15 protein-coding genes, 1 pseudogene and 1 riboswitch are annotated in these 18,762 nt (G+C 62.3%); of the genes and pseudogenes, 10 read left to right on the top strand and 6 right to left on the bottom strand.

Going from position 1 to position 18,762, the window contains the following annotated elements:
* Positions 1-132: 132 nt before the first annotated feature.
* The 5 genes from ACWKV4_RS06420 to ACWKV4_RS06440 all read right to left on the bottom strand — a co-directional run bounded on the left by ACWKV4_RS06420 (position 133) and on the right by ACWKV4_RS06440 (position 7,633).
* Complete coding sequence (locus ACWKV4_RS06420) at positions 133-1,458, bottom strand: GntT/GntP/DsdX family permease (protein ID WP_483831458.1); 1,326 nt, start codon at positions 1,456-1,458, stop codon at positions 133-135.
* A 190-nt stretch (positions 1,459-1,648) separates the two neighbouring features.
* Entirely contained in the window at positions 1,649-2,425 is a 777-nt protein-coding gene (locus ACWKV4_RS06425; RefSeq protein WP_483831253.1) for an ABC transporter ATP-binding protein, read from the bottom strand.
* Positions 2,422-3,432 carry a FecCD family ABC transporter permease gene (locus ACWKV4_RS06430; protein ID WP_483831254.1) on the bottom strand — a complete coding sequence of 337 codons (1,011 nt, stop codon included), beginning with the start codon at positions 3,430-3,432 and terminating at the stop codon, positions 2,422-2,424. Before ACWKV4_RS06430 ends, ACWKV4_RS06425 begins: the two co-directional genes overlap by 4 nt.
* Positions 3,429-4,436, bottom strand: coding sequence for an ABC transporter substrate-binding protein (locus tag ACWKV4_RS06435; protein ID WP_483831255.1), 1,008 nt, complete (start codon positions 4,434-4,436; stop codon positions 3,429-3,431). Before ACWKV4_RS06435 ends, ACWKV4_RS06430 begins: the two co-directional genes overlap by 4 nt.
* A 143-nt stretch (positions 4,437-4,579) precedes the next feature.
* Positions 4,580-4,767: riboswitch (cobalamin riboswitch) on the bottom strand.
* A gap of 28 nt (positions 4,768-4,795) precedes the next feature.
* Positions 4,796-7,633 carry a PAS domain-containing hybrid sensor histidine kinase/response regulator gene (locus ACWKV4_RS06440; RefSeq protein ID WP_483831459.1) on the bottom strand — a complete coding sequence of 946 codons (2,838 nt, stop codon included), beginning with the start codon at positions 7,631-7,633 and terminating at the stop codon, positions 4,796-4,798.
* A 559-nt stretch (positions 7,634-8,192) separates the two neighbouring features.
* On the opposite strand from ACWKV4_RS06440, the gene rbsK reads away from it, so the two are divergent.
* The 3 genes from rbsK (at position 8,193) to ACWKV4_RS06455 (ending at position 11,578) form a co-directional block, all read left to right on the top strand.
* Positions 8,193-9,113, top strand: a complete 921-nt coding sequence (gene rbsK / locus ACWKV4_RS06445; RefSeq protein WP_483831256.1) for a ribokinase — start codon at positions 8,193-8,195, stop codon at positions 9,111-9,113.
* Positions 9,114-9,176: 63 nt separating this feature from the next.
* Positions 9,177-10,508: an L-fucose:H+ symporter permease gene (fucP, locus tag ACWKV4_RS06450; protein ID WP_483831257.1), complete on the top strand. Its 1,332-nt coding sequence runs from the start codon at positions 9,177-9,179 to the stop codon at positions 10,506-10,508.
* The gene (locus tag ACWKV4_RS06455; protein WP_483831258.1) at positions 10,505-11,578 is read left to right on the top strand and encodes an aldose 1-epimerase family protein; all 1,074 of its coding nucleotides are present in this window, start codon (positions 10,505-10,507) and stop codon (positions 11,576-11,578) included. The genes fucP and ACWKV4_RS06455 overlap by 4 nt, the downstream gene beginning before the upstream one ends.
* A 53-nt stretch (positions 11,579-11,631) precedes the next feature.
* Here the strand turns inward: ACWKV4_RS06455 and deoR are convergent, their stop codons facing one another.
* Entirely contained in the window at positions 11,632-12,396 is a 765-nt protein-coding gene (gene deoR / locus ACWKV4_RS06460; protein WP_483831259.1) for a DNA-binding transcriptional repressor DeoR, read from the bottom strand.
* A gap of 120 nt (positions 12,397-12,516) precedes the next feature.
* Here deoR and deoC point away from each other — a divergent pair, with 120 nt between their 5' ends.
* From deoC to ACWKV4_RS06495, 7 genes and pseudogenes are all read left to right on the top strand, one after another.
* The gene (gene deoC, locus ACWKV4_RS06465; protein WP_483831260.1) at positions 12,517-13,200 is read left to right on the top strand and encodes a deoxyribose-phosphate aldolase; all 684 of its coding nucleotides are present in this window, start codon (positions 12,517-12,519) and stop codon (positions 13,198-13,200) included.
* Positions 13,201-13,274: 74 nt separating this feature from the next.
* Complete coding sequence (locus tag ACWKV4_RS06470; RefSeq protein WP_483831261.1) at positions 13,275-13,700, top strand: response regulator; 426 nt, start codon at positions 13,275-13,277, stop codon at positions 13,698-13,700.
* A gap of 113 nt (positions 13,701-13,813) precedes the next feature.
* A pseudogene (locus ACWKV4_RS06475) lies at positions 13,814-14,584 on the top strand (MCP four helix bundle domain-containing protein); the annotation flags it as partial.
* A gap of 66 nt (positions 14,585-14,650) precedes the next feature.
* Positions 14,651-15,442: a methyl-accepting chemotaxis protein gene (locus ACWKV4_RS06480; RefSeq protein WP_483831460.1), complete on the top strand. Its 792-nt coding sequence runs from the start codon at positions 14,651-14,653 to the stop codon at positions 15,440-15,442.
* Between the two features lie 168 nt (positions 15,443-15,610).
* On the top strand, positions 15,611-16,045 hold the full coding sequence (locus ACWKV4_RS06485; protein WP_483831262.1) for a DUF2231 domain-containing protein: 435 nt from the start codon (positions 15,611-15,613) through the stop codon (positions 16,043-16,045).
* Positions 16,042-17,334: a PQQ-dependent sugar dehydrogenase gene (locus ACWKV4_RS06490; RefSeq protein WP_483831263.1), complete on the top strand. Its 1,293-nt coding sequence runs from the start codon at positions 16,042-16,044 to the stop codon at positions 17,332-17,334. Before ACWKV4_RS06485 ends, ACWKV4_RS06490 begins: the two co-directional genes overlap by 4 nt.
* Positions 17,335-17,577: 243 nt before the next feature.
* Complete coding sequence (locus ACWKV4_RS06495) at positions 17,578-18,750, top strand: RtcB family protein (protein ID WP_483831461.1); 1,173 nt, start codon at positions 17,578-17,580, stop codon at positions 18,748-18,750.
* Positions 18,751-18,762: the final 12 nt, after the last annotated feature.

Below are 18,762 nucleotides of genomic sequence, written 5' to 3' on the forward strand. Positions count from 1 at the left end.
CAATAGGCAATAGGCAATAGGCAATGCACGGCCAAGGTTAAGGCCGGTCAATGGAGCCAATATGAAGGCGGGCGTGAAATCTTGTGAATTTACCTAAAGCGCTGGCCGCCGTTGCAGCGGCCAGCGGACCGGCTACACCAGCCAGAGCCAGAGCAGGGAAGCCCCAATCAAGCCTACTACCGAGACGATGGTCTGCAAGACTGACCATACCCAAAGGGTTTGTTTGAGTTGCAGGCCGAAGTACTCGCGCACCATCCAGAAGCCTGCGTCGTTGACGTGGCAAAAGAACACCGAGCCTGCACCGATGGTCAAGGCGATCAGGGCGCTCTGGGTGGGGGCCAGCCCTGCCATCAGCGGCGCCAGAATGCCCGCGGTAGTGGTCGTGGCCACAGTGGCCGAGCCAGTGGCCTGGCGCAGCGCCACGGCGATCAGCCAAGCCAGTAGCAGGTAGGGCAAATGGGCGCCCTCGGCCACTTTGCTGATGGTCTGGCTCACGCCTGCATCAAGCAGGGTTTGCTTAAGCCCGCCACCGGCGCCGATGGTCAACAGCAACGCGGCGATGGGCGCCAGGCTTTTGCGCAGGGTGGTGCCTACCTGCTCGCGCCCCAGGCCGTTAGCCCAACCCAGTAGCACCACTGCCGCCAGTACCGCAATGCCTAAGGCAATCAGCGGCTCGCCCAGGAACTTCAAGGTCAGCGCCAGGTGGTTTTCCGCCGGCAGCGCCACCTTGGCCAGGGTGCTGCCGAGCATCAATACCACCGGTAGCAGGATGATCCCAAGCGATACCGCGAAACCCGGTTGGCGTGTGGCAGCGGGGCGGCCAGCGAATAGCTCGCCCAGCTCGGCGGGAATCTCAACTTGCAAGCGCCGGGACAACCACAGGCCATACAAGGGCCCGGCGAGGATGACCGCTGGTACCGCCAGGGTGAAGCCAAGCAACATGGTCAGGCCCAAGTCGGCGTGCAGCGCGCTGACCGCGATCAACGGCCCCGGATGGGGCGGCATCAAGGCATGCAGGGTGGTCATGCCAGCCAGGGCCGGGATGGCGATTTTCAGCAACGGCTGGCCGGACTGACGCGCCATCACAAAGATAATCGGCACCATCAACACCAGGCCTACTTCGAAGAACAGCGGCAGGCCGATGATCATTGCCACCACCGCCATGACCCAAGGTAGCGCCCGGCCTTTGCCCAGGGTGAGCAGGGTAGTGGCGATACGGTTGACGGCGCCAGATTCAGCCATTAGCGCTCCTAGCATGGCGCCCAGGGCAATGATGATGCCCGCTTCCCCGAGAATCCCCCCGGCACCCTTGCTAAAGGCCTTGGCCACCTCTTCCGGGGCCAGGCCCGTGCCGATACCGGCGATAAAGGTACCGACCAAAATTGATAGAAAAGGCGGCAGGCGCGTGCCACTGATCAGCACGATGATACTGGCAATGGCCAGGGCGCAGCAGAGCATCAGGCGGCTGTCGTGGGCCAGCCAGGCAACGGGGGTCAGTTCCACCAAGGGTACTCCTTTATTATGGGTATCGTATTGCCGCGGCAGCTTGCAAAACTCACCGAGGGTACCGGAGCCTGGCTTTCAGCAGGCTGTCTGGGGTGGGCGGGGCGGATGAACCTTTCTTCAGCTCCCGGCCGGGCAGCAGGGCTTAGCCACCGATGGCGCGCAGTGCCAACACCGGCGCGCTACCTTCTGGCCCAGGCAGCCAGTGGCCTTCCACGTTGAACGTGGCCCGCAACCGCTCGGGGCTGAGCACGGTGGCCGGGGGGGCCAAGGCGACCAGGCGGCCGCGGTCGAGCAAGGCCAGTCGGTCGCAGGTCAGGGCCTGGTTCAGGTCGTGCAAGGCCATCACACTGGTGAGGGGCAAGGCGCGGATCAACTGCAACAGGGACAACTGGTGGTGGATGTCCAAGTGGTTGGTGGGTTCATCCAGTAGCAGCACCTTTGGCTGCTGAGCCAAGGCGCGGGCGATCTGCACCCGCTGGCGCTCACCGCCCGACAAACTGTGCCAGTGCCGCTGAGCCAGGTGCTCCAGCTCCACCGCTTGCAAGGCCTCGCTTACCTTAGCGTCGTCTTCGTTGCCCCAAGGGGCAAGGGCAGACAGCCACGGGGTGCGGCCCAGCTCCACCGCGTCGCGCACGCGGATGCGGTCAGAGGTTTGCGCATGCTGCTCCACCACCGCCAGGCGTTGCGCCACGTCCCGCCTGCTCAGGTTGCTCAATGCCTGGCCGAACAGGGTCACTTCGCCCGCGCTCGGCTTGAGTAGCCCGGCCAGCACATGCAGCAGGGTGGATTTGCCCGAGCCATTGGGGCCAACGATGCCCAGCCGCTCACCCGGCATCACCGCCAGGCTTACCTCGGTTAGCAGCGCGGCGCCGCCCTTGGTTACGCTCACGCCTTCGCAGGCCAGCACAGGCGCACTCATCGCTTGCGGTCCCCTTGCAGCAGCAACAGGGCGAACACGGGGGCGCCCACCAAGGCAGTGATCACCCCCACAGGCAGCACCTGGCCCTTGATCAGGGTGCGCGACAGCACATCGGCGGCCATCAGAAACAGCGCCCCAGCCACGGCGGCCAAGGGCACCAGCCGGGTATGCCGGGTACCTACCAGCAGGCGCAGCGCGTGAGGCACCACCAGGCCCACGAAACCGATGGAACCTACCAGCGACACCAACACGGCGGTGACCAGCGCCGCGCAGCCGATCAGCACGATGCGTACCTGCCGCACTGGTACCCCCAGGGCGGCCGCCGAGTCGGCGCCAAAGGTAAAGGCGTCCAGCGCGCGCCTGTGCCACGCACAAACGGCCAGGGCCAACAGGGCCGCTGGCACCGCCAAGGCCACCGAGGGCCAACGTACGCCGCCCAGGTTGCCCAGCAGCCAGAACAAAATTCCGCGGGCCTGTTCGGCGTTGGCCGAGCGGGCAATCAAGAAGGCGGTAAGGGCGTTGAACAGCTGGGAGCTGGCCACCCCGGCAAGGATGATCAACCCGCTGCCACCGCTTAGCCGCGAAGCCCTGGCCAGCAGCGCCACCAAAGAGAACGCAGCCACGCTGCCCAGAAACGCCCCGGCGGGGAGCGAGAGCAAGCCGCCGCCAAAACCAATCAACGATACCAGCACCGCGCCGGTAGAGGCGCCGGCGGAAATGCCCAGTAGGTAGGGGTCGGCCAAAGCGTTGCGCAGCAAGGCTTGAAGGATCAGCCCGCACAGCGCCAGGCCCGCGCCACAAGCCCCCGCCACCAGCGCACGGGGCAGGCGGTAGTTCCAGACCACGCCTACGTCGATAGGGTCTACCGGGAAGGCCGCGCCCCCTAACTCATTGGCCAGCACCTTGAGTACCACCGTAGGTTCGATGGCGGTTTCCCCTATGGCAATGGCGGCCAATACAGCCACGGCCAGCAGCAACACCGCCAGTAGCGCCCCTCGAACCATCATGGCGCGTAACGCTGGCTGGCATCGGCCAGTTGCTCGATGCCCGTGATCAACCGGGTGCTGGCTTGCAGGGCATCGGCTTCGATGATCAGGATACGGTCACGCTTAACCGCGTCCATGTTGCGGGTCACCGGGTCGCTTTTAAGAAACGCGAGCTTTTTCTCGTAGTCGTCGGCGGGGAAGCGCCGGCGGTCCATCCGTGCGATGACGATAAACCCAGGGTTGGCCTTGGCCAGGGTTTCCCAGCCCACCGTGGGCCACTCTTCGGTGGACTCCACCACGTTGTGAATGCCTAAGGTGCTGAGCATGTAGTCCGCCACGCCCTGGCGGCCAGCCACGAAGGGCTCGGTGGCAAGGTTGGCGCTGGAGAACCAGATCACCGCCGACAAGCCCTTGCCGCTGGCCGGCTTGGCTTTAGCCTGTGCCGCGGCCAGCCGGGCCTGGTAGTTCTGCACCAGCGCCGCGCCGCGGTCCTGCACGTCGAAAATGTGCGCCAGCTGTTCGATGCTTTTGTACAGGCTGTCGATGGAAAACGCCTGCAGGCGGGTGCCGTCGGCGCCGACCAGGTTGTTCTTGCCCTCACAGTCGGAAGGGAAGATATAGGTAGGTACGCGCACGTCTTCGAACTGCTCACGGGTGCCGACCGCGCCTTGAGGGCCTACCATCCATTCGAACTGTACGGTCACCAGTTGCGGCCGCTTGGCGATCACCGCTTCGAAACTCGGCTCATTGTCCGCCAGCCGCTCTATGCCTGCATTGAGCGCCTGATACTGTGGCAACACCGGGTTGAACCAGAGCGAAGTCGCCGTTACGCGGTCACCCAAACCCAAGGCATAGAGCATCTCGGTACCGGCCTGGCCGATGGTCACCGTACGCGCTGGCGCCTGGGCAAAGGTGAGGGCTTTGCCGCAGTTCTCCAGGGTCAAGGGGTACTGGGTAGGGGCGGCCGAGGCCAGGGTGGGCAGGCCCAAGGCGAGGGCCAGGGTCAATAGGCGAGGTAAGGTCAAGTGCGCGTTCTCCAGCGTCGGGCAGGCCAGGCGCGGCGCGGAAAGCACACCCCTAGCGGCCAGCCGGGCGGCATTCGAGCCCCGGCGCCAGGGCGCAATGGGCCTGGCCGAAAAGATGCCCTTCCCGGGCACCCCGCCGGTCAGTGGTGAAACCTTGGCCGGCAGGTCTCCTGACTGGCGCGTCTGCGCTTGTGTCCACCTTCCCGGGTTCACCCAGTGGCATCACGGACACAAGCTCGGCGCCTACAGTTGCGGGGGCAGTTCCGTTTCGGGCCGTGGCCCGCTGGATTCCCTTTTAATACTTCTGGTAACCGGCGCGGGGATAGTAAAGCAATCCAGGGAATTGGCAAATCCAGCCGCTAGTTGCGCATTAATTCTCTGACCCTCGCAGCCAGCGCATCGATCGCAAACGGCTTGGTCAATACATGCATCCCCGGCTCCAGCTGGCCGTCGCCGATGGCGGCGCTTTCAGCGTAGCCGGTAATGAACAAGGTGCTCAAGCCTGGCCGCGCTTCACGGGCGGCGTCGGCCATTTGCCGGCCGTTCATGCCGCCGGGCAAGCCCACGTCGGTGATCAACAGGTCAATGCGGGTGTCCGATCGCAGTATCCTGAGGCCCGCCGCGCTGTCCGCCGCTTCGATCAGGGTATAGCCCAGGTCGCTGAGCACGTCGGTCAACAGCATGCGCACCGTGGGTTCGTCGTCCACCACCAGGATGGTCTCGCCTACTGCAGCAGGGGTGGCGGCGGCGGCGGCGGCCACACGTTCGCTAGGCAGCGTCGGGCCCTGGTAGCGCGGCAGGTAAATACAGATGGTGGTGCCTACCCCCAGGGTAGAAGACAGGCGTACCTGCCCGCCGGATTGCTTGGCGAACCCGTAGATCATCGATAGGCCAAGGCCGGTGCCCTGGCCGATGGGTTTGGTGGTGAAGAAGGGGTCAAAGGCTTTGGCCATTACGTCTGGGGGCATGCCCGCGCCGGTATCGGTAACGCTTAAGGTCAGGTAGTCACCCTCGGGGATGTCCAGCGCCGCGGTGTCCTCGGCGTCAAGCCAGCGGTTGGCGGTTTCAATCACAATGCGCCCCCCTCCGAGCATGGCATCGCGGGAGTTGATGCACAGGTTGAGCAGCGCGTTTTCCAGCTGGCTAGTGTCCACCAGGGCAGACCACAGGTCATCGGCCTTCAAGGGCATCACGGCAATGCTCGGGCCCACGGTGCGCTGGATCAGCTCGATCATCCCGTCCACCAGGGCGTTCACATCCGTTGGGCGAGGGTCAAGGGTTTGTCGGCGCGAGAACGCCAGCAAGCGGTGGGTGAGGGCAGCGGCGCGCTTGGCCGCGCCTTGTGCGGTAACCAGGTATTTGTCTACGTCGGTCAGGCGGCCTTGGGCGATGCGCATGGCCATCATTTCCAGCGCGCCGGACATCCCCGCCAACAAGTTGTTGAAGTCATGGGCCAAGCCGCCGGTAAGTTGCCCGACCGCCTCCATCTTCTGCGACTGGCGCAGTTTTTCTTCGGCCTGCATCAGCTCGGCGGTGCGCGCCATCACCCGTTGCTCCAGGGTTTCGTTGAGCGCGCGCAGGGCTGCGGTGGCGCGGTCGCGCTGGGCTTCTACCGAGCGGCGTTCCTCTACATCGATAAGCACCCCGGGGAAGCTCAGTGGCGTGCCGTCTGGCCCGTGGTCCACGCGGCCATGGGCCTCGATCCAATAATAGCGGCCATCGGCGCGGCGAACCCGGTACTGATGGGCATAGGCACCACCACGGGCGACTGCTTCATTTATCGCCCGGATCAACCCCTCACGGTCCTCGGGGTGCACGGTGGCGATCACCTCTTCCAGGCTCAGCCCTTTAAGGCCCAAGCCTGGCGCCAGGCCGAAGGCGCGGGCAAAGGCTTCGTCCACGGTGAAGCTGTCGTTAGGCAGGTCCCAATGCCAGGTGCCGAAGATCGCACCCGCCGCCAGGGCCAACTGCACCCGTTCAACGTTCTCCCGCGCCAGGGCTTCGCTTTCCCGTAGCCGTTCTTGGGCATTGCGCCGGCCAGTAACGTCGTTGAACAGAATGGCGATCTGCCGTTCCTCGGGTTCACCTACCCGTACCGCGCGCACGTCGAACCAGCGGTCAAAGGCTTGCGCGTAACTTTCGAAGGTTGCCGGTATGCCGGTTTTGGCTACCCGGCCATAGGTTTCGAACCAGAAGCGCTCAAGGTCTGGGGCGAACTCGGTGACCCACTTGCCGCGAAGGTCCACCCCGGCCTGGCGTTCGAACGCGGGGTTGGCTTCCAGAAATCGATAATCCACGGGTTGATCGTTGGCGTCGAATTTCACCTGCACAATGGCAAAGGCCGCTTCGATGGTGTCCAAAATGGTACGGAAGCGTTCCTCACTGCGGCGCAGGGCTTCTTCGGTGCTGCGCATGCGGGTCAGGTCCAGCATGGCGCCGATCATCCGCACCGCCTCGCCTTCGGCGTTGCGGGTCACATGGCCACGGTCCAGCACTTCGGCATAGGTGCCGTTGGCGCGGCGGAAGCGGTACTCGCCTGTCCAGGCATTGTCAGCACCGTCGATCACCTCATGGATAGAGCTGTAGATACGTGCTCGGTCGTCAGGGTGGATATGGTCGATCCACCAGTTCCCGGTGGTTTCCGGGGTCGGCAGCACATGCCCATAAGCCTGTTCCAGGGTGTCGTTCCACAGCACATGGTTGGCTGCCAGGTTCCAGTCCCAGATGGCATCATTGGTGGCCTTTACCGCAAGCCGGTAGCGGGTCTGAGCTTCTTCGATCGCCCGGCCGCTCAGGTGTTCGTTGGTGCGGTCGCGCAGGATTTTCACAAAGCCCAGGTGGGTTTTGTTGTCCCCATACAAGGGCATCATTTCACCGGAGGCCCAGAACCGTTGGCCATCCTTGCGTAGGTGCCAGCGTTCGTCCGAAGTACGGCCGTGCTCCAAGGCATGGTTCATCTCATACTCGGGGCGGCCTTCGGCGCGATCCTGGGGTGTAAAGAACTGCCCTGCGTTCTGGCCACGCATTTCATCCTGGGTCCAGCCCATCACGTGGTGAGCGCCGGAGTTCCAGTCAGTGATTACCCCCTGACGGTCGGTAAGCACCATGGCGAAATCCACCGCGCTCTCAAAGATGGCCTGCTGTCGCGCCTCGCTACTGGCCAGCGCAACCTGGCTCGCCTGAAGCTGGGCGGCCAGGTCTGGCGTGCCGCTGCCGTGCGCTGGGTGCGAGGCAGCACTGTGCGCCACGCCCGCGTCGGCCAGGGCCTGGCGCAAACGTGTGACTTCGGCCTCTAGGGCCTGCCGGGTAAAACCACTGAACGTGTCAGTCACCTGTACACCCTTGCCTGTGCATTAACTTTCCTCACGCCCAAGCGTGGACTTATCTCGAGCGCTACATCGGTCAGCGGCCTGAAACTAATAAAGCCCACCCCAACTGACATCGGCTTAAAAAAAAACGCGACTTTACGCTAAAGCTTGGGGTGGCTGTGAGTGCTCCCTGGCCCTGTTACGCCCAGCGGCAAGGGCGTACAGTGGCGCAAACGTTTGCTAGGCACGCGCATGCCCATGTGATAGGTGGTAAAACCGCTCTAAATCAAGGTTTTTGGCTTATATAACCGTTCGGCGCGCCACACCGGGCCCTATCCTATAGGGCCAAACACCAGAAAAAGGTTGAATACTCACAAGGAATGTTATTTAAATAACAAAAATAAAGACGCACCGGTGCCTGCCGGGCGTGAACAAGGTAAAGACATTCATGAACAAGATCGCGGTCATCGGCAGCAACATGGTGGATTTGATCACCTATATCGACCGGATGCCCGGCCAGGGCGAAACCCTGGAGGCACCTGACTTTGCCCTAGGCTGCGGGGGCAAAGGTGCCAACCAAGCGGTGGCCGCCGCCAAGCTGGGTGCTACGGTGGTGATGCTGACCAAGGTGGGTGACGACATGTTCGCCGACAACACCCTGGCCAACTTCCAGCGTCATGGCATTGACTCGCGCTTCGTTAGTCGGGTACCGGGTGTCTCCAGCGGAGTAGCGCCGATTTTCGTGCAGCCTGACTCCCACAACAGCATCCTGATCGTCAAAGGCGCCAACGCGCATTTGGCGCCGGCGGACATTGACGCCGCCGAAGCGGCACTGCGCGAATGCAAGCTGATTGTATTGCAGTTGGAAATCGACCTGGCCACCGTGTACTACGCCATCGAATTCGCCAAGCGCCACGGCATTGCCGTGCTGCTCAACCCCGCGCCTGCGGTAGCAGGGCTGAGCCGTGAGCACTTGACCCAGCTGGACTTTTTTGTGCCCAACGAAAGCGAACTGGCGTTGATTACCGGCAAGCCTGTAAAGGGTGCCGAATCCGCCGCGGTAGCTGCCCGCCAGCTGGTAGCGCAGGGCGTTCGCCATATGATCGTGACTCTGGGTGAGAACGGCGCGCTTTATGTGGGCGAGCAGGGTGAATTCCATGTGCCGGGCTTGAGCGTGGCGGCCCAGGACACTACGGGCGCGGGCGATGCCTTTATCGGTTGCTTTGCACACCACTGGAGCCAGAACGGCGATATGCGCAACGCCATGACCCAAGCCGTTGCCTATTCCGCTTGCTCGGTCACCGGCCGCGGTACCCAAAGCTCCTACCCGGACGCCGCGCAATTCGCCCACTTTCTCGCCACCCGTTAAACCGCGCTACCTGCCTCGGCTTTGCCCGAGGCGGGGCCTGCCTGTTCACCCTGGAGAACAACAATGACAAAGCCCGCGCTCCAACAGACCCCGGACGGTTTTTACCTCAACCGTACGCCCTGGTTCGCCTTCCTGCTGCTGTGCAGCATTTTCGCGCTCTGGGCGGCTGCCGCCAGCATGAACGATGTGCTGATCGCCCACTTCAAGAAGGCCTTTTTGCTCAGTGACTTCCAGACCGCCTTCGTGCAGTCGGCGTTTTACCTGGGGTATTTCTTCGTGGCCATTCCGGCGGCCTTGGTGGTGCGGCGTTTCAGCTACAAGACCACCATCCTGGTAGGCCTGCTGCTCTACATGTTCGGCTGCATGCTGTTCTTCCCGGCAGCCTCCGCCGCCAAGTATGAAATGTTCCTGATTGCGCTGTTCGTGATCGCGGCAGGGTTGGCGTTCCTGGAAACCGCCTGCAATACCTACTCCACCCTGATGGGGCCACGGGAAACCGGTACCCGCCGCCTGAACATCTCTCAGACGTTTCACCCTTTCGGCGCGATGACTGGCGTGTACGTGGGTAGCTTCGTGATGTTCAAGGACACCGATGCCACCCATGAACAACTGACCCAGATGAGCGCCGCGGATGCCGCGGTGCAACAGCTGCAGATGATCCAGTCCACCCTGCTGCCGTACAAGTGGATGATCGCAGTGCTGATTCTGGTGTTCGTGCTGGTTGCCATCACCCGCTTTCCGGCGTGCAAAGGCAATGCCCAGGCCAACGTTAAAACCGCCGGTATCGGTGAGAGCCTTGGCCGCCTATGGCGCAACCCGCGCTTTACCTTCGGGGTGCTGGCGCAGTTCCTGTATGTAGGTGCCCAGGTGGGTGTATGGAGCTTCACCATTCGCCTGGCCATGCAAATGGGCGGGATGAACGAGCGCAGCGCGTCCTGGTTCTTACTCACTACCTTCGCGGCCTATTTCGTGGGCAAGATGGTCGCCAACCTGCTAATGCGCAAGATGCAGCCGGCCAAGGTGCTGGCGCTCTACGGCGTACTGGCGATCGTGCTGCTGGCTTATACTATTTTGGTACCGAACATCAGCGCGGTGTATGCCGCGGTGGGCGTAAGCATCTTCCTGGGCCCGTGCTGGCCGACCATCTACGGCCTGACCATCGAGGGGCTGGGGGAGGACACCGGGGTAGGGGGCTCATTGCTGGTGATGAGCATCGTCGGTGGTGGGGTGATTCCGATCTTCCAAGGGCTGCTGTCCGACGCCACCCATGGCAATATGCAGGTCGCCTATAGCGTGCCGCTGCTGTGCTTCGTGGTGATCGTGGCCTACGCCGTGAGCTGCCTGCGTCATAGCCGTCGCCATCCCGTATCCGCCAACGTGGTAACCGCCTCATGAAGCCCACTACTTTCACACTGTGCGCCGAGCAATTCGCCGGCGCGGAGCACTTGCTGCTCGAATCCGCGGACTTTCGCGTGCTGGCCTGGACCTACCCCAGTGGGGTCAAGGCCCTGGCCTTGGAAAACGCCCGTGGGCGTGTGGTGGTGCTGCCGTATCAAGGCCAGATGGTCTGGTCGGCGGTGTTCGACGGCTGCGACCTGACCATGCGCAGCCTGTTCGACCAGCCACGGCCAACGCCTTCCATTCTGGGCACCTACGGCTGCTTTATGTTCCATGCAGGCCTGCTGCGCAATGGCTGCCCCACGCCGGAGGATGACCACCCGCTGCACGGCGAGATGCCCTGCGCGCCCATGGACAGCGCCTGGCTGGAAGTCGGCGAGGACCAAGCCGGTGCCTATCTGCGCCTGGGCGGTACGTTCGAGTACGTGCAAGGCTTCGGCGACCGCTACCGCGCCGAGCCTTCGGTCACACTGCATGCCGGTTCTGCCCTGTTCGATATTCAGATGCAGGTGGTCAACCTGGCAGGCAAGCCTATGGACTTGATGTACATGGCCCACATGAACCATGCCTATGTTCCAGGCGCGCGGTTTGTCGAACCCCTGGGGCGGGCCGTGACTCGGGTACGCAACAGCGTGCCGGCTCACGTGAAGCCCACGCCGGAATGGGCTGCCTATATGGCAGAGCTGAGCGCAGCGCCTGAGCGGCTGACCACGCTGGATGCGCCGGCGATGTATGACCCGGAGATTGTGTGCTTCTTCGAAAGCGTGACTGCCGATGCCGCTGGCGAGGCGCACTTCCTGTTGGAGCACCCGGCAGGGAGTGCCTTCTATACCCGTTATCGCCCGGATCAGTTTTCCCACGGCGCGCGTTGGATCTTGAACAACGCCGACCACGCGGTGGCGGCCTTTGTGCTGCCGGCAACCTGTGAGCCGGAGGGCTACCTGGTGGAGAAAGCCAAGGGCAACCTCAGGCAGTTGGCCCCGGGCGCCCGGGCGGCCTTCAGCGTGACCACTGGCTACCTGACCGCCGAGGAGCGAGAAGGGCTGGTGGCCGAGCTAAAGGCTTGAGCGCTGCTGCGCTTTAATTTAGCTCAGCAAGCAGCGGCGGGGCGCAGGGAGGTTCAGGTCACCACCCGTGCGCCTTGACCTTCGATCAGCGCCCGGTAGGCCTTGGGTAGCTTTTTGTCGGACACCACCACCTCGAACTGTTCCAGGGTGGCGAAGTGCGCGGTACGCACAGCGTCGAATTTGCTGTGGTCGGCCAACAGCATGCGGTGCTGGGCCTGGCGCAGCACCTTCTGCTTGACCTCCACCTCATTGAGGTTGAAGCAGGTCACCCCATAGGTGTGGCTCACCCCCGCCGCGGACACGAAGGCCCAGGTCAGGCGCAGGCTGTCGAGCACGCTGGCTTCATCCCGATGTTCGAACACCTGGTTCTTGCGGTGGAAGGTACCCCCGCACAACACCAAGGTGCAGTTGGGTTTTTGCTGAAGCTTGAGTAGCAGGTTCAGCGAGTTGCACACGGCGGTGAACTCAAGCTCGTCGGGTATGAAATCCACTACAAAGGGCACGGTGGTGCCGCAGTCGAAGAACACCGTGTCTCCCGGTTTGATGAAGCTCGCCGCCAGCTTGCCGATTCGGCGTTTTTCTTCCACATGCCGAGTGCCTTGCTCGCTGACTTTATAGTCCGCTGCCTCGTTGGGGTCGAACGCCAGGGTGATGTGGCCGCCCAACAAATGAAAGCGTTCCGGGTAGCGGTTCAGGTCTCGGCGCAGGGTCATCTCCGACACATCCAGCAGCGCTGCCATCTCCCGCAGGTGGATGGCTTTCTGCTCCTGAAGGGCTTGCTGAATCACTTTGATGCGTTCTGCGCGTTTACTGTCCACGGGTACTTCCAAGCCTCAGGTTGTGTTGTAAATTTACCATTAATTGGTACTCTATTAACATTCCGGCGTTGCGTACAGCGTTGACCACTTTTCTCGATTCTTTCATCAGGACCTTACACCATGACGTCTCTCGAACCTTCGGCACTGGCTAAGTATATCGACCATACCCTGTTGGCCGCTGACGCGACCCGTTCTCAGATCGCCGCCCTGTGCAGCGAAGCCCAAACCCATGGGTTTTATTCGGTGTGCGTCAACTCTGGCCAGGTGCCTTATGCCGCCGAACTGCTGGCCGGGCAGGCGGTCAAGGTCTGCGCGGTGGTGGGCTTTCCCCTCGGCGCGGGGCTGGCTGAGAGCAAGGCGTTCGAGGCAACCCAGGCCATCGCCGCGGGCGCTGGTGAAATTGACATGGTGCTGAACATCGGTGCGTTGCGTGACGGCCTGTTCGAAGTGGTGCGCGATGATATCGCCGCTGTGCACCGCGCCTGTGGTCAGGTGCCGTTGAAAGTGATCCTGGAAACCTGCCTGCTGGACGACGCGCAGAAAACCCGCGCCTGTGAAATATGCCGAGCGCTGGGCGTGGCCTTCGTGAAAACCTCCACCGGCTTTAGCCGCGGTGGCGCTACCTTGGACGACGTAGCCCTGATGCGCCGCGCCGTGGGCCCGGAGATGGGCGTAAAAGCCTCGGGCGGCGTGCGCGATTACGCCACCGCCGTGGCCATGATCGAGGCCGGCGCTACCCGCCTGGGCACCAGCTCCGGGGTAAGCATCGTCACCGGCCAAAGCGCGGCCGCGTCTGCCTACTGACCCCTGCAGGGGCCCCAGGCTAGAGCGAAAGTGGTATCCTCGTCAGCTGCATTCGCGAATCAGGAAGTAACTGCATGCACGAAGACGCACCGGGTAGCCCCACCAAGTTGGTGCTGATCGTTGACGACGAACCGCTGATTGCGGTGATGATGTCCCAAGCCTTCGAAGAGGAAGGCTATAGCTCACTGGTGGCCAACAGCGCTGACCAGGCCCTCGAAATGCTCAGCGCCACCGCGCAGCGCATCCAACTGGTGGTCACAGACGTTCAAATGCCCGGCTCCATGAACGGTTTGGAGCTTGGCCATGTGATCGCCGGGCGCTTTCCGGAAATCCCGGTGATCACCATGACCGGGTTTTCCACCGAGGGGCAGGGTGACGCGGTCGGGCCTGTACTGCGCAAACCCTTTGCCTTGGACCACTTGCTCAGTACCGCTACCCGCATCATGGACAGTGGCCGGTTCTGGCGGCAGATGATGCGGCCGCGCTCCCCAGGGCGGTGAACGGTTCGATCTTTTACTTTCTGGCAGGTGATCGGTTCAAGCTTTTTCCTTTCTAGCAGATAGCCTTCAAGGCCCCGTGCGTGGCCACCGTCGACTTTCTGGGAGTAGCTTGGATGAACCTTCGCTCATTGCGCATCGCCCCCCGGGCGATTCTGTGTTTTGGCACTATTACGCTGTTCGTTCTTGTGCTGGGGGCCTTTGCCTTTGTGCAGATCAAAGAGCTGCGCTCCACCGAGCAAGCCATGGAGTCCAACTGGCTTGCCAGTATTCAGACCGCCGATGATTTGCAGATTGCCCTTTTGCACACCCGCCTTGAAAGCGTCCGCTTGTTGGCCAGCACCGACGCCAGTGCCATGAACACCGCTATTGAGCAGGTAGAGCATTATAAGAACCTGATGAACGAGCGCACCGCGTTCTACCGCGACCACCTGCTAAGCACCGACAGCGAAAAGGCCCGGTTCGCTCAGGCCGCTCAGGTCATGAAAAATTACCTCGACGGCCTCGATCAAGTGGTCAGCCTGGCCCGTACCGACCGCGACGCCGCCCTGGCCCTGGCCAACGGCGAGCAACGTGGCCGCGCCCAGGCTTACCAAGACACCCTGACCAAGCTGCGCGAGGCCAACGCCCAGGGGGCCAAGCAGGCCGGAGTTTACGCCACCGACATTTACGACCACAGCGTAAGCACCATGCTCGTCATCATAGTAGCCGCGGTGATCCTGACCCTGCTACTGGCCTGGCGCTTGACCCGCAGCCTGGCTCAGCCGATCAACGCCTCCCTTGAGGTGGCCAATGCCATCGCCGCCGGCGAACTGACCGGCAAGATCGAGCAGGCCGGCGCCGATGAAGCCGCTGGCTTGATGAAAGCCTTGGCGCGGATGCAGAACAACCTTAAAGACACCATTCGGGGAATCTCCGATTCATCCACCCGCTTGAATGTAGCGGCCCAGACCATGAACGGGGTGACCAGCCAGGCCAGTGAAACCCTGTTGCGGCAGAACGCGGAAATCGACCAGGCGGCTACCGCTGTAACTGAAATGACCACTGCCGTGGAAGAAGTCGCCCGTAACGCCAGTTCTACCTCCGAATCGGCACGTCATTCGAGCGCCGCTGCCGAAGCCGGTAACCACGAGGTGAACAAAACCTTGCAGGCCATGCAGCGGCTGACCGCCCAAGTGCAAACTACCTCGTCCCAAGTGGAAGGGCTGGCAGGCCAGGCCAAGGACATCACCAAGGCACTGAGCGTGATCGGCGCGATTGCCGAACAGACCAATCTGTTGGCGCTCAACGCCGCCATCGAAGCGGCCCGGGCCGGCGAGCAAGGCCGTGGCTTTGCCGTGGTGGCCGACGAAGTACGCGCCTTGGCCCACCGTACCCAAGAGTCGACCCGGGAGATCGAGCAGATCATCGGCGCCATTCAGTTAGGGTCGGCCAACGCCGTGGGCTCTATGCAGGCCAGCACCGTTCAGGTGCGCGAAACCTATGAAATCGCCCAGGCCGCCGGCGCTGCGCTCACCGACATCCTGCAGGCGGTACGGCTGATCGAGGACCGCAACCTGCAAATCGCGGCAGCCTCCGAGCAACAGGCCTATGTGGCCCGGGAAGTGGATCGTAACCTGGTGAGCATCCGCGACCTGTCCATCGCCAGTGAAGGCGGCAACCGCCAGACCGTGGAAGCCGGCTTACAGCTTTCTGGGCTGGCCAGTGAGCTGGGTACCCTGGTACAGCGCTTCAAACTGGCCTAGGCAGGGCCTTCGGGCCTGGCTCAAGAACAAACACCGCGTTGCGGTTAAAACGCGGTGAACTTAGACAGCGAACTCAGGCTCTTTCCTATACCCAGTCAGCGCGACCCTTCAAGCGGCCTGCATTCGCAGGGCGCCCCCAGGGGGGTTGCTCAAGGATAAGGAACCACCGTGACCGCTACCACTACCGCCTACCCTCTGTACAGACGGACGCCAAGCCCGCTTCACGCCATCCTGCTCGCCGGTACCGTGCCGCTGTTTCTCGGTGCGTTGCTCAGCGATATCGCCTACGCCCAAACCTATCAAATCCAGTGGAGTAACTTCGCCGCCTGGCTGCTCGCGGGTGCCGAGCTGTTCTGCGGGCTGGCGTTGCTGTATGGATTGGTGAATCTGATCCGCGCCCCCCACAAGGCCGGGCGTCCCGTGTTGTATTTTCTTCTGTTGCTGGTGACCTGGGTGCTGGGCTTGATCAACTCCTTCGAGCATGCCAAGGACGCTTGGGCGGTAATGCCCTCGGCGCTTATTCTGTCAGTGATCGTAACCGTGTTGGCAGTGATTACTGCCTGGGTCGGTTTGACCAACCTGCGTTCGGAGGTGGCCCAATGAAGCATTCCAACGCACTGACGGCTTTGAGCATGGCCTTGTTGTTGAGCGCCTGTGGTGGGGAAGGGGAGGCGACTCAAGCACGCGGGCCGGACCCTAAAATGCCCGACCAGCAACGTGGTTTACTGCCGGCCATGAAAATCGCAGACCCTGCCCAGTGGGGCGATAAAAAGCCGACCGTGCCTGATGGCTATAACATCACTGCCATCGCTACCGGCCTGGCCATTCCTCGGCAGACCTTGGTACTGCCTAATGGTGACATTATCGTGGCCGAAGGGCGCGGCGGTAGCGCCGCCAAGCTCAAGCCCAAGGATGTGGTCGCCAGTTACATCAAGGCCAAGGGCAACACCCAAGTTAAAGGCGGGAATCGCCTGACCCTACTGCGCGACGCCGACGGCGATGGCAAGTACGAGGTCAATACCGTCTTCGCCGAGAACCTCAACGCCCCCTACGGCCTGGCCTTCGCCAACGGCAAGCTATACGTGGCTGACCAAGATGCCTTGCTCAGCTTCGACTACCAGGACGGCCAGACTAAAGCCAACGGCGCGCCTACCCGGCTTACCGACCTGCCTTCGGAGATCAACCACCACTGGACCAAGTCCCTGGCGGTCAGCGAAGACGGGCGCATGCTGTACGTGGGCATTGGCTCGAACAGCAACGTGACCGAGCGCGGCATGGAAGTGGAGCTGGACCGCGCCCGTGTCTGGCAGATCGACGCCACCACTGGCGCCCATCGGCCTTTCGCCACCGGCCTACGCAACCCCACGGCGCTGAAGATTCAGCCCGGCACGGGTAAGCTGTGGGCGGTGGTCAACGAGCGTGACGAGCTAGGCCCAGACCTGGTACCCGACTACCTCACCTCCGTGCAGGAAGGCGCCTTCTACGGCTGGCCCTACAGCTACTGGGGCCAGAACATGGACCCACGTGCCCAACCGCAGAACCCGGCCAAGGTGGCAGCCGCCATCAAACCTGACTACAGCCTGGGTTCCCACGTTGCCGCACTGGGCGTGGACTTCTCGGTGCCGGCCATGGGCGAGAAATTCGCCGACGGTGTGTTCGTAGGCGAGCACGGCAGTTGGAACCGGCCAAACCCGGTAGGCTACCGCGTCATCTTCGTACCCTTTAGCAACGGCCACCCCGCTGGCGAGCCGGTGGACTTCGCCACAGGCTTCTACGGCGAAGACGGCAAAACCCGTGGCCGCCCAGTGGGCGTTACTGTCGACCCACGCGGTGCGCTGATCATTGCCGATGACCTGGCCAACACCGTATGGCGAGTGACCCGCAACAAGTAAGGTGGTAAGTGTTAGAAGCGCGGCCCCTGGTGTGATGCCAGGGGCCGTTTTGTTTTGAGCGCCCCATTGCTGGGATTAACTTGATCCGCTTGCTTAGCGATCCACGGTAGACAGGAGTTTTCCAGGCCCGGCGCAGGCGTTTCAGCTCATTCACAGACTCCACAACAGCCGTATACAGGGGTAAAGAAAGTGGCCACCCAAACCTATCAACTGCTTGAAGTGGACAATGGCAAGCCAATCAAAATGTGGACCCAGGGCGTGCCGGTTGAGCCCGAAGCCAGGCAGCAGCTGATCAACACCGCACAGATGCCATTCGTGTTCAAGCACATGGCGGTAATGCCTGACGTCCACCTTGGGAAGGGCTCGACCATAGGCAGTGTGATCCCTACCAAGGGCGCGGTCATCCCAGCGGCGGTAGGGGTCGATCTGGGCTGCGGCATGTCCGCTGTTCGTACCTCCCTGCGTGCAAGTGATCTGCCTGACAACCTGTTTGGCCTACGCACTGCCATTGAGAAAGCCGTCCCGCATGGCCGCACCTCTGGTCGTAGCGGGCGCGACAAAGGGTCTTGGGAAATCCCGCCGCCTATCGTCGATCAGGCTTGGTCGGCGCTCGCGGGGCGGTTCAGCCTGATCACCAACAAACATCCAAGGATTGAGAAGTCTAACAACCGTAAACACCTGGGCACGCTTGGAACAGGTAACCACTTCGTCGAGGTGTGCCTGGACGAGCGCGAGCACGTATGGGTGATGCTGCACACAGGTTCACGTGGCGTGGGGAACATGATCGGCTCGTACTTCATCGAGAAGGCACGGCAGGAAATGCGCAAGCATAGGATCAACCTGCCGGACCACGATTTGGCCTACCTGCGCGAGGGGACCACCAGTTTCGACGACTATGTGGAGGCAGTGGAGTGGGCTCAGGACTTTGCCAAGCAAAACCGTGCCGTGATGATGCTGGCGGTCCTCGAGGCCGTTAGGTTGGTTATCTCCAAACCGTTCGAGTCGCGCCTGCTCGCCGTGGACTGTCACCATAATTACGTGGAGCGGGGGACGTACTTTGGAGAGGACATTCTGCTTACCCGCAAAGGGGCGGTTTCCGCTCAGAAAGGGCAAATGGGGATCATTCCCGGCTCTATGGGGGCCAAAAGCTTCATCGTGCGTGGATTAGGGAACGAAGAGGCGTTCTGCAGTTGCTCCCATGGCGCCGGCCGAGTGATGAGCCGCACCAAGGCGAAGGCGATTTTCACTGTCGCAGACCAGGTTCGGGCGACTGCCCACGTCGAATGCCGTAAGGATGAGGCCGTCATTGACGAGATTCCCATGGCCTACAAGAATATCGATGCGGTGATGGCTGCACAACGAGACCTGGTAGAGGTGGTTCACACCTTACGGCAAGTCGTCTGCGTGAAGGGGTAATGGCGAGGGCCC

Source organism: Pseudomonas artemisiae (assembly GCF_057128685.1).